This window comes from Arthrobacter sp. H20, assembly GCF_000520515.1.
In the GTDB taxonomy this organism is placed as follows: Bacteria; Actinomycetota; Actinomycetes; order Actinomycetales; family Micrococcaceae; genus Arthrobacter_D.
The window spans coordinates 25704-37184 of the sequence record NZ_KI914738.1 but is presented as its reverse complement, the minus strand read 5'-3'; the positions used below and the strand labels follow the sequence as shown (position 1 = coordinate 37184).

At 64.6% G+C, this 11481-nt stretch carries 12 protein-coding genes; 6 read left to right on the top strand and 6 right to left on the bottom strand.

Features of this window, described 5'->3' with window-relative positions; all coding sequences use genetic code 11:
* From Y703_RS0112010 to Y703_RS0111985, 6 genes are all read right to left on the bottom strand, one after another.
* On the bottom strand, nt 1-228 hold a 228-nt coding region (locus tag Y703_RS0112010; protein WP_026552887.1), incomplete at its 3' end, for a helix-turn-helix domain-containing protein.
* A 164-nt stretch (nt 229-392) separates the two neighbouring features.
* Nucleotides 393-1391: a serine/threonine-protein kinase gene (locus tag Y703_RS19660; protein WP_035764908.1), complete on the bottom strand. Its 999-nt coding sequence runs from the start codon at nt 1389-1391 to the stop codon at nt 393-395.
* Nucleotides 1392-1517: 126 nt separating this feature from the next.
* Complete coding sequence (locus Y703_RS0112000) at nt 1518-2318, bottom strand: alpha/beta fold hydrolase (protein WP_026552886.1); 801 nt, start codon at nt 2316-2318, stop codon at nt 1518-1520.
* A gap of 25 nt (nt 2319-2343) precedes the next feature.
* Nucleotides 2344-2673: a biotin/lipoyl-containing protein gene (locus tag Y703_RS0111995; protein WP_026552885.1), complete on the bottom strand. Its 330-nt coding sequence runs from the start codon at nt 2671-2673 to the stop codon at nt 2344-2346.
* Complete coding sequence (locus tag Y703_RS0111990) at nt 2666-3709, bottom strand: alpha-ketoacid dehydrogenase subunit beta (protein ID WP_026552884.1); 1044 nt, start codon at nt 3707-3709, stop codon at nt 2666-2668. The genes Y703_RS0111995 and Y703_RS0111990 overlap by 8 nt, the downstream gene beginning before the upstream one ends.
* On the bottom strand, nt 3702-4733 hold the full coding sequence (locus Y703_RS0111985; RefSeq protein WP_026552883.1) for a thiamine pyrophosphate-dependent enzyme: 1032 nt from the start codon (nt 4731-4733) through the stop codon (nt 3702-3704). Before Y703_RS0111985 ends, Y703_RS0111990 begins: the two co-directional genes overlap by 8 nt.
* 298 nt (nt 4734-5031) lie before the next feature.
* Here Y703_RS0111985 and Y703_RS0111980 point away from each other — a divergent pair, with 298 nt between their 5' ends.
* From Y703_RS0111980 to Y703_RS0111955, 6 genes are all read left to right on the top strand, one after another.
* The gene (locus Y703_RS0111980; protein ID WP_026552882.1) at nt 5032-5520 is read left to right on the top strand and encodes an Lrp/AsnC family transcriptional regulator; all 489 of its coding nucleotides are present in this window, start codon (nt 5032-5034) and stop codon (nt 5518-5520) included.
* Nucleotides 5521-5671: 151 nt separating this feature from the next.
* The gene (locus tag Y703_RS19655) at nt 5672-6403 is read left to right on the top strand and encodes an NUDIX hydrolase (RefSeq protein ID WP_051427545.1); all 732 of its coding nucleotides are present in this window, start codon (nt 5672-5674) and stop codon (nt 6401-6403) included.
* Between the two features lie 16 nt (nt 6404-6419).
* Nucleotides 6420-7703, top strand: a complete 1284-nt coding sequence (nadA, locus tag Y703_RS0111970; protein WP_026552881.1) for a quinolinate synthase NadA — start codon at nt 6420-6422, stop codon at nt 7701-7703.
* Nucleotides 7700-9376: an L-aspartate oxidase gene (gene nadB, locus Y703_RS19650; RefSeq protein ID WP_035764907.1), complete on the top strand. Its 1677-nt coding sequence runs from the start codon at nt 7700-7702 to the stop codon at nt 9374-9376. The genes nadA and nadB overlap by 4 nt, the downstream gene beginning before the upstream one ends.
* Nucleotides 9373-10320: a carboxylating nicotinate-nucleotide diphosphorylase gene (gene nadC, locus Y703_RS0111960; protein WP_026552880.1), complete on the top strand. Its 948-nt coding sequence runs from the start codon at nt 9373-9375 to the stop codon at nt 10318-10320. The genes nadB and nadC overlap by 4 nt, the downstream gene beginning before the upstream one ends.
* Entirely contained in the window at nt 10317-11465 is a 1149-nt protein-coding gene (locus Y703_RS0111955) for a cysteine desulfurase family protein (RefSeq protein WP_026552879.1), read from the top strand. The genes nadC and Y703_RS0111955 overlap by 4 nt, the downstream gene beginning before the upstream one ends.
* Nucleotides 11466-11481 lie beyond the last annotated feature (16 nt).

Here is an 11481-nt window from a genome sequence, read left to right as displayed (position 1 = left end):
CAAGGCCTCGATGCCGCCCTCGGCATAACGATTGCGCCACTTCAAAACGGTTGGCGCCGAAAACCCTGTCATCTTCTCGATCTGGAAATTCGGCACCCCGTCGGCAGCCAACAAAACCGTCCGCGCCCGCAGAGCCACTGTCGCGGTCGATGCTTTCCCACGAGTCAGCGCCTCCAGGGCACCTTTGTCCCCGTCACGCAACTCCAATGCCCTCGCCAAATAAACCATGAATCAAGTCTGACAAACAATCAGCCCCAAAGGAATCAACGACACGCTACACTAGGTACTGAGCGTTTCACGCCGTGTCCCGGCAGGACACGCCGTGAGACGGCGATGACGGAGCCAGTAGTTGGGGATTCGGTACGCCTCGGGTCCAGCGACGTGGGGAAGGCCTATCCCAGAGTCGGCGCGTGGGCTGGCGGTGCCGGAATGTAGACGTTGCCGGTGGTGATCCCACCGGTGATGGGCCCTGAGGAATCGGTCGGGGCAGAGTCGTGGCCGATCAACTCTTGCAGGGTCCGGCGGGCGTCGCCTTGGCTAGGGGAATCGGCCGGTTGAGCGTCGTCGGCGCCTCCTGCGAATTCCCGCAAGGTGAGGGCAACCTCGTGCGCGTCGGGACGCAACTGGGCGCTGCGGAAGGTCATGCTGGTGAGCAGTGAAACCCAGGCCGGGCCAAGCGAGGCTGGCACCTCAGGATCCCTCAGGAGCCGTGCAACAGCTGCCTCGACCACCGGACCCGGGAACGCCTTTTCGCCGGTGAGGCATTCAAGCAGCACCAGACCGAGCGAATAGATGTCTGACTTGTAGTCAACTGTAGTGCCGTGCGCCTGCTCCGGACTCAGGTAGTTGGCAGTGCCGATGGTCGCGCCGGTTGCAGTGGCGACCGAGGCATCAACCATCCGGGCGATGCCGAAATCGGTCAGCTTGGAGTACCTGCGGGTGTCATGTTCGCCGGTCCTGTGCAGGAGGATATTGGCGGGTTTTACGTCGCGGTGGATGACACCCCTTGAGTGGACGTAGGCAAGGGCATCGGCCAGGTCGGCGCCGAGTTGGGCCACTTCGAGCGGGTCTAGGCGTTCGGCCTTGAGCAAAATTCTCAGGTCCCGGCCAGCAACAAGCTCCATCACCAGAAAGCTGGTGGTCCTGCCTGAGTCATCCTCGTGGATTCCTGCATCGTGAAGTGTGACCAAACCCGGGTGATTCAACGTGGCCAGGAGCAGCGTCTCGGTGTGCTGGCGGCGGTAGTCGTCGTCGTTGGAGGTGCTGGCGTTGAAAACCTTGATCGCCACATCGCGGCCAAGGTTCTGGTCAACCGCCCGGTACACGGCGGCCGCGCCACCTGTGCCGAGGAGCTCGCCCGTTCGGTACCGCTGCGCTAGGAGTAGGTTCACGGGGTCCTCACGGTACGGTCGGCGGCAATCAGCTAGTGAAGCTAAGCCCGCTGACTATGCAACGCTATCGTACTTTCGGGGGTGCGGAGCGACGCGCCGCACTGGGCCCTCGGGGATGCGGCCGCCCTATCCGTTGAGGAAGTCAATGGCAGCTGTTTTGAACGCCCGGGACGTCACTGAGTTGGTATGGGTGCGCCCGGGTAGCCAAAGGGTCTCGGCGTGACTGCTGAGGGCGGCCAGTTCAGGCATAGTTGCGGCGCGGTCGTCCTTCTCACCAGCGACCAGCAGTAACGGCATCTGCGGCACGGCTTCCGCGGCGCTGAAGGGTTCACCCTTGATGGCCTCAACCATGGTGAGGAGTGCAAAGACGTCGTGGGAGGGCACCAGCCGGGCCATCCGGAGAAGGTCAGCTGTCGAAGGGTCGTGAATCACTGAGCCATCGGCCAGGTACTGCTGTGCAGCGGCGAGGTCGAAATCAGCTAGCGGATCGGCTGAGCCAGGTCCGCCCAGCACCATCCGGTGCACCAGATCAGGCTGGGTGGCACCAAATTCCCAGGCCAGCCTGGAGCCGAGCGAGTAGCCGATGATATCTACCCCGCTGGCGGGCTGCGACTCATCCAGGGGAATCACGTGCGAGTCCTGCAGCACCTGCAGCAGATCGGCACGGATCCGGCTCGGCGCGTAGGCGTCACGTTCCTCGGGCGAGGCGCTCTGGCCGTGGCCCGGCAGATCGACGGTGATGACCCGGCGACCGGCGTCGGTCAGGGCCCTCACCCAGCCCGAATCGTGCCAGTTCAGCTTGGTCGATGACGCGAACCCGTGCAGCAGCAGCACCGGACGGAAGGTGGATTCCTCCGCTGGGCTGTGTTCCTCAACGAACAGGTGCGGGTCGATGCCCTCTACGAGGTGGTCCCGGTGCCGTCCCATGTCGATCTCCCTCAGGTTGAAGCGCTCAGTCGTCGTCGGCGACGGGGCTCAGGCGCACCCGTCGCTTGGGTGCGTGGTCCTGCGGCACAGTTCCCACAATGCCGGCCGTGTTGTCCGGGACCTCAAAAACGATCAGCGGGTCACCCACCTTAACCACCTCGCCCGGCTCACCATGAACTCTAACCACTGTTCCGGCCTGTGGGGACGGCAGTTCGACGGCCGACTTGGTGGTCTCCACCTCGACCAGGGGTTGGTTGCGTTCAACGGTGTCGCCCACAGCGACCAGCCACTCAAGCACCGTCGCCTCGATCAGGCCCTCACCGAGGTCGGGTAGCGGGAAGGGAAGTTCAGCCACGGCGGTGCTCCAATACTCGTTGAATGCCGAAGAGGATCCGGTCAATGTTCGGTACATACTCGTCCTCAAGATCACCTGACGGGTACGGCACGTCAAAGCCCGTAACCCTTTCCACTGGTGCCTTCAGGACATTGAAGCACTGTTCGGTCACGAGCGCTGCGATTTCCGCGCCCAGTCCGCTGGTGCGGGGGGCTTCATGGACGACGACGGCGCGCCGGGTCTTCGACACCGAGAGGGCGAGCGCTGCTGCGTCGATCGGTTTCAGCCAGCGCAGGTCCAGGACCTCGACGTCGATTCCGTCCTCGGCCGCGAGCTCCGCGACCTGCAGACAGCGCGCTACCATGGCGCCCCAGGCGATCAGGGTGACGTGCCGTCCGCTGCGGGCAACACGGGCGCCCTCGAGGGTACCGCCGTCGGCAGTGTCGACCTGCCCCTTTTGCCAGTAGCGGGCCTTCGGTTCCATAAAGATCACGGGATCCGGGCGCTGGGCGGCGTGTTTGAGGAGGTGGTAGGCCTGGTGAGGGTCCGACGGTGAGACCACCTTGAGCCCCGGCACGTGAGCGAAGAGGCTTTCGAGGCTCTCGCCGTGGTGTTCGGGTGCGCGGATACCGCCGAAGCTGGGAACCCGCAGTGTGATGGGCATGGGGAGCGTGCCGCGGCTGCGATAGTTCATTCGGCCGATCTGGCAGATAATCTGGTTGACCGCCGGGTAGGCGAACCCGTCGAACTGCACCTCCGGGATGGGGTGGAATCCAGCCATCGCGAGCCCCACCGACATGCCCAGGATGCCTGACTCGGCCAGCGGGGTGTCAAAGACCCGGTCGGCGCCGAAGCGCTGCTGTAATCCGTCGGTGATTCGGAAGACGCCACCCAGGCGCCCGACGTCCTCGCCGAAAATGAGGGTCTTGGAGTTCTCTGCAAGGGATTCAGCCAGCGCCCGGTTCAGCGCCTGCTGCATCGACAGGTGCTCGAGGTGGGACTCGGGCTCAGTTGGGACAGGAGCGGTGCCCTCCGCCGTAGCCGTCTGCTCAGACATGTTCTGATTCCCCTCTCCATGCTGCTTCCTGGAGTTCCAGGGCTGGTGTTTTTTCCTGGAAAACGTACTTGAACATGTCGGCGCCCGGCCGTGGCTCGAGCGCTTCCAGTCCTTCGCGCACGCGCTCAGTCTCTGCCTCGACGTCGGCCTGGACAGCCTCGAAGAACGCCGCCTGCGTTCCGTACTCGACCCTCAGCAGATCCGCGCAGCGCAGCACAGGATCGAGGCTGCGGGCCACCTGCTCGTCGGCGAGCGAGCGATACCGGCCGGGATCGTCACTCGTGGAGTGTGGACCCAGGCGGTAGGTGTTGGCCTCGATCAGCATGGGCCCGTGCCCCGCGCGGCAGTGCTCTATCGCCTGCCGGGTCGCTGCCAGGACGGCGACGACGTCGTTCCCGTCCACAGTCAGGGACGGCATCCCGTATCCGGCGGCACGCGCTGCTACCGTCCCACCGGCAACCTGGGCTGCGGTCGGAACTGAGATCGCCCAGCCATTGTTCTGCACGAAGAAGATCACCGGAGCCTTCATGACTGCGGCAAAGTTCATCGCTTCGTGGACGTCACCCTGTGAGCTGGCGCCGTCGCCGAAGTAGGTCAAAGCCACTGGGCTCCCGGTCCCGGGCTTCCGCTCGTGCTGGCTCAGAGTCTGGCCGTGTGCCCAGCCGACAGCGTGGAGGACTGAGCCGGCGACGACAGCCTGGATGGGTGCGAGGTGGGTGGCCGCTGGATCATAGAGGCCGCCGTGCCAGGTGGCTTTGTGGGTGGCCATGTACTGCACCATGTCGACCTTCATGGCCCGGGCCACGCCCATCTCCCGGTAGGTAGGGAAGACGAAGTCCAGGGCGGTATCGACTGCGTAGCCGCTGCCAACCTGGGCGGCCTCCTGGCCGAGCAGGGGAGCGTAGCCCGGAATGATGCCCTGTCGCTGCCAGCGGACGGCAGCGATATCCAGCTGACGCACTGTCACCAGGAGTCGATACAGCTCAGTCAGTTCCTCCTCGGGAGGGGTGGGAGTGGAGTTCATTGCCGTCCTTATGATTGAAGTCACTCTGCTGGAGCGACGGTACGTCCAAAACGCCGTCGCTGCAATCTTTGTAGTGCTACCTGCGCAGAATGTAACGAAATGCAGCACCTTTTGCTCGATTGCTGCACAGAGTGTTCGCTAGGCTGGGGAGCTGATGACACAAAAAAAGCGACAGGAGCACGTGCGCCGTCGAACCCACCCCTGCCGCTTGGTCAATAGACCAACGCCTGTGACAGTAGTCACTATTTGTCCCAGACACAACACCTGCCCGTCACCACCTGCACGCGAGAGGTACTCCATGGCCATCGACTCGCTCGATTCCCAGATCGCTGAACTGTTCACTGATGACCCGCGAATGAGCGTGCTTGAGGCGTCCAGGCGGCTGGCGGTGGCGCGCGCCACCATTCAGGCGCGGCTGGATCGGATGCAGCGGGACGGGGTGATTGCTGGGTGGGGCCCCCGGATCGAGCCGCGCAGCCTCGGGTACCCGGTGGTCGCCTACTGCTCGCTGATCATTCATCAGGACTCCGGGCATGACGCAGTGGTCGCCGCCCTGGCCAAGATTCCCGAGATTCAGGAGGTGCATACCGTCTCGGGGGAGAGCGACCTCCTGGCTAAGGTGGCGACCCGATCCAACCCTGACCTGCAGCGGGTGATCGATGCAATCATTGCCACCCGGACGGTGGTGCGGTCCTCGACTGTCATTGTGCTCAATACCCACTTCGAAGGACGAACCCTGCCGCTGATGCGGGCTGCCGCCGAGTACGAATCTTCCCGCGCCCACTGACAGCCCCCCGAGTCAACAGATATAACCGATAATCCTCCCCGAATCGGTCATTTGTGTTGACTCGATGGTGGGCGGGTTGGAGAACCGGTGGAGTAGAGCTAATATTAGTTAGAGTCAAAATGACATTAAGTGGTGGAGTGAAGGGGTTTCGATGTACACAGACGCAGCAAACGTCTCCGAGCGGCAGCTACAGCCACCAGCTCTTGCCATCTCCACGGTGATCTTCGCGCTCCGGCCCAGTGCTACCTCGGGCCGCCCTACCCTTTGGTTGCCGCTGGTTCGACGGATCAGGCAGCCGCACCTGGGCAAGTGGGCACTGCCGGGAGGCCCGCTTGCCCAGGTCGAGTCGCTCCAGGACGCCGCGTCGCGCAACCTGCGGGAGACCACCGGGCTGGTACCGAACTACCTGGAACAGCTCTACGCCTTCGGCGCACTCGACCGGGCCGCTTCGCAACGGCTGGTGTCGATTGTCTACTGGGCGCTTGTCCAACCGGACGAGGCGGCTCTGACCCGTGAATCCGAGAATGTGAGATGGTTTCGCGCAGATCGGCTGGAAGATCTTGCCTTCGATCACAACGCCATTGTGGATTACGCCCTATGGCGGCTCCGCAGCAAGATGGAATACGGCTCGATCGCCTACCACTTCCTCGGCGAGACATTCACCCTGGCGCAGGTCAGGGAGGTTTACGAGGCAGTCCTTGACCGGCACCTTGACCCGGCGAACTTCCGCCGCCAACTCCGCGTCACCCCAGACATCACTGCCACCGATGACTACCTTCAGGGCGTGCGCCACCGGCCGCCCCGGCTCTACCGCTACACCGGGACGGCAGGGACCTTCGGTGCCCAGGCCAGCCCAGCATCAGCCACCACCTCCGTCGACTAACGCCCAGGAGCAAACCATGACCAGTGTCACCACCACTATCCAGCTTGTGACCCGTGAGCAAGCCCAGGGCCAGCGCGTCAGCACGTGCTCGCCAGCCCTTGCCAAAGACCCCTGGGCTGTCGACGCGGAAAACCTACCCACCTACGGGCCGGGAGCCTCGATGGGGGACAAGGCCCCAATGTCCACCCCGCGACAGGGAGAGTTGCCGGAGGAATACCGGGTGGCCACCAATGAGGAGCTCGATTCCCGGATCCTCTCCGCCAAAGCAGCACTGGGCGACCGGGCGGTTATTCTCGGTCATTTCTACCAGCGCGACGAGGTTGTCACGTACGCCGATTTCGTGGGGGATTCCTACCAGTTGGCCCGCGCCGCCACTGAGAAGACGGAGGCAGAGGCCATCATCTTCTGCGGGGTCCACTTCATGGCGGAAACAGCTGACATGCTTTCCCGGCCAGACCAGGCAGTGATCCTGCCCAATCTGGCCGCCGGCTGCTCGATGGCCGATATGGCGGACATCGAATCGGTAACCGACTGCTGGGACGATCTCGCTGAGCTGTTTGGAACCGAGCCCGACGACGACGGTCGCGTCCCGGTCATTCCCGTCACCTACATGAACTCCTCAGCCGCGCTGAAGGGCTTTTGCGGACGCAATGGCGGGATCGTGTGTACCTCCTCCAATGCCGCAGCAGTCCTCGAATGGGCGTTTCAGCGGGGTCAGCGGGTCCTGTTCTTTCCCGACCAGCATCTGGGGCGGAACACCGCCAAAGCGATGGGCGTACCGGTGGAGCAGATGCCCCTGTGGAACCCGCGCAAGCCATTCGGGGGAAATGAGGAGTCAGCGTTGCAGGATGCCAGGGTCATTCTGTGGCACGGATTCTGCTCGGTGCACAAGCGGTTTTCAGTGAGCCAGATCGAGCAGGCGCGAGCCGAATACCCAGGAGTCCGCGTGATCGTCCACCCGGAGTGCCCCATGGAGGTGGTCGATGCGGCTGATGAAGCGGGCTCCACCGATTACATCCGCAGGGCCATCGAGTCAGCTGAGCCTGGCACCACCTTCGCCGTCGGTACTGAAATCAACATGGTTAACCGGCTCGCGAGCCAGCATCCGGAGCACACTATCTTCTGCCTGGACCCGGTGATTTGTCCCTGTTCCACCATGTATCGCATTCACCCTGGTTATCTTGCCTGGGTGCTCGAGGCGCTCGTCGAGGGCACGGTTCTCAACCGGATCACTGTCGACGACTCAGTCGCCGAGCCGGCCCGGGTGGCGCTGGAACGCATGCTGGCCGTCCAGCCATGAGTATCAGCCCGCCTCGGCATGTCCTGGTGGTGGGCAGCGGCATCGCCGGGCTGTACTCGGCGCTCCGCCTGCGCCGGGCCGCGCCCGGAACCGCTGTCACCCTCATCACCAAGGTCCAACTGGAAGACAGCAACACCTGGCACGCCCAGGGTGGGATAGCGGCGGTGCTCCCGGTCCCAGCGGCGGTAGTGGACCGCCTGGCTGGTCCGGGCGGGGCCAGTGTAGAAAAAGCCGGTGTCGCAGAAGACGCTGTCGAAAAAGACGCTGTTGCAGAAGACAGCGCTGAAAAAGACGCCGCCAATCATGACACTGTTGCCAGCCACGTTGCCGACACGCTCGTCGCTGGCAGCGGATCCTGTCTGCCGGAAGCGGTGCAGGTCCTCTGCGCCGAGGCGGCCCACCACATTGACGCTCTCGTGAGCCTGAGAACCCCCTTCGACCGCACTGCTGCCGGAGAGCTGGCCCTCGGCCGGGAAGCGGCGCACTCGACGTCGCGCATTTTGCACGCTGGCGGAGATGCGACCGGAGCGGCGGTAGCCATTGCCCTGATCGCCGCAGTCCGGCAGGACCCGGGGATCACCCTGCTGGAGAACGCGTTTTTGGCTGACCTGGACACCGATGGTGCTGACGCCCCAACGGTGACGGGAGCCCAGATCCTGCGGGACGGCGCTGTCAGCAGGCTCGCCGCCGATGCTGTCATCCTTGCCACGGGTGGCGCGGGGCAGTTGTTCACCCACAACACCAATCCTGAAGTCGCTACCGGGGATGGGCTGGCGGCTGCCTGGCGCGCTGGCGCCGTCGTGAAGGACCTCGAGTTTTTCCAGTTCCACCCCACGGCGCTGGCTGTCCCCGGCAATCAGCTCATCTCGGAGGCAGTCCGGGGGGAGGGCGCGGTGTTGATCGACGAGTCGGGTACACGGTTCATGAGCGGCTATCACCCGGCTGCCGAACTGGCGCCGCGGGACGTCATCTCCCGCAGCATCGCCCTCCATCTGCGGGAACGCGGCGAGGAACGGGTGTACCTTGACGCCACAGGGCTCGGCGGGGCGGACTTCCTAGCCGCCCGGTTCCCGTCCCTGCATCGGCTTACGGCTGCTCACGGGTTCGACTGGTCTGCTGAACCGCTGCCAGTTGTCCCGGCCGCGCACTACTGGATGGGTGGTATCCAAACCGATCTGTGGGGGCGGACCTCCCTCCCTGGCCTCTACGCAGTGGGGGAGGCCGCCTGCACCGGGGTCCACGGCGCAAACCGGCTGGCCTCCAACTCTCTCTTGGAGGGACTGGTCTTCGCCGGCCGGGCAGTCGACGCGCTAACCGCCGACGACGACGGCTGGCCTGTCTTCAGCGCCGCACCGCTTGAGCTTCCAGACAGCGCCCGGAACGACGTCTGCGAGCGCCGCACCCTGCAACGCCTGATGTCAGACCACGCAGGGGTGACGCGCAGCGGGGCCGGCCTGGAGGTAGCTGCCAAGCAACTCGAGCAGTTCTCCAGTGCCACCGGAACACTCGAGGAGCGCGAAACGGGCAACCTGCTCCTCACAGCTCGGCTGCTGGTGCATGCGGCGGGGGCCCGGAAAGAATCGCTAGGTGCTCACTACCGAACCGACTTCCCCTCTCGCTACCCCGAGGGCAGCGTCCCCCACCTCAACTCCTACCGAAGGGCCCAGTCATGAGAGTGCCGAACGGGCAGCCGGCCGCTGCCGACGTCGATCGGATCGTTGCCATGGCGCTCGCCGAAGACGCGCCCTGGGGAGATATCACTTCGGATACCCTGATCCCTGCCGCCGCGGCCGCGCGGGCCTCAGTCGTTGCCAGGGAAGCAGGGGTCTTCTGCGGCCAGCAGGTGATCGAGGCGGCTCTGCGTCTGACCGATCCGCGCACCTCTGTGCAGTTCCAGGTGAACGACGGTGACACCTTCGACGTCGGCGCTGTCCTCGCTGTCCTCGCCGGGCCAGCCAGGTCGGTGCTCACCGCCGAACGGATCGCGCTGAACCTGGCCCAGCGGCTCAGCGGGATCGCTACCCTGACTGCCCAGTTCGTCACGGCAGTGCACGGTACCGGAGCACGGATCGTCGATACCCGGAAGACCACGCCGGGCCTGCGGGTGTTGGAGCGGTACGCCGTCCGCTGCGGGGGAGGATTCAATCACCGCTTCAGCCTCTCGGACGCGGTCCTGGCCAAGGACAATCACCTGGCCCTGTTGACGAGGGACGGCACCACAGGGCTTACCGGTGCCTTGGTCGCGGCCAAGGCTCGGCTGCCCCACACAGTTCACTTTGAGGTGGAGGTGGACAGGATTGATCAGATTGAGCCGGTGCTGGCCGCGGGGGTGGACACCATAATGCTCGACAATTTCACCCTCGACGAGCTGGCAGCTGGAGTGCGGCTGGTGGGTGGTCGTGCACTGGTTGAGGCCAGCGGCACCGTCCGGCTGGATACGGTCGCAGCCATTGCTCGCACCGGGGTGAATATCATTTCCTCAGGTGCTCTGACCCACAGCGTGCGTTCACTTGACCTGGGGCTGGATATCGATCTCAGTCTTGACGCCGGCATCCCAGCAGCGGCCGACGCCGGCATCCCAGCAGCGGCCGGAGCCGAAGCCGGAGCCGCCAGATGATCTATCTGGATGCCGCCGCCACGGCCCCGGTGCGTCAGGAGGTGCTCACAGCGATGTGGCCGCTCCTGAGTTCGGAATTCGGTAACCCTTCCAGCAACCACAGCCTCGGGGAATCAGCAGCTCAGGCCCTCACCGTTGCACGGAAGACCTCCGCAACGGTGTTGGGGTGCCGTCCATCCGAGATCACGTTCACCTCGGGTGGCACCGAAGCCAATAACCTCGCCCTGAAAGGCATAGCGCTCGCCACTCCGCGCGATCGCCATCTGGTCACCAGTGCCATCGAACACCCAGCTGTCCTGGAATCACTCGACTACCTGCGCCGGTTCCATGGCTTTCGGATCACTGTGGTCCCGGTGTCGCCCACCGGTCTCGTTGAGCCTGATTCCCTCACGGCAGCGCTGACCCCCGGCACCACCCTGTGCTCGATCATGTATGCGAACAACGAGGTGGGGACAGTCCAGCCGGTGAGGGCGCTCGCCGACATCTGCGCGGCGTCAGGAGTACCCCTCCACACGGACGCGGTGCAGGCGGGTGCCTGGCTGCCGCTTACGGTAGCCGAGCTGGGAGTCGCCGCATTGACGCTGTCCGGTCACAAGCTAGGCGCACCCAAGGGAACCGGCCTGCTGTATGTGGCGGGTCGCACACGGGTGGAACCGCTGATCCACGGGGGAGGGCAGGAACGTGGAAGGCGGTCCGGAACCGAGAACGTTGCCGGAGCCGTGGGATTCGCTACGGCGCTTGCCCTGGCGCAGGGTGAACGGGTTGCTGCGGTCCCCGCAGCAACCGCCCAGCGGGACTACCTGATCAACCACGTGCTGGACACCGTCCCCGGTGCCATCCTGACCGGAGACCCGGGGCAGCGGCTACCAAATCTTGCATCGTTTTGTTTTCCGGGAACCAGTGGCGAGTCAGTGTTGCTGGAACTCGAACGCCGCGGCGTGGTCTGCTCCAGTGGATCGGCGTGCGCCGCCGGAAGCGACGAACCGTCAGCAACTCTGCTGGCCCTGGGCATCGACGGGGAAACTGCCCAGACCGCCGTCCGGTTTTCCTGGACCACTTCCACCACCGAACGCGACATTGCCCTGACGGCGCGAGCCGTCAGCGCAGCTGTCGCAGCAGTCAGGGGACTCGGCCGCCCGGCGTAATGGCTGCCGCTCCGCG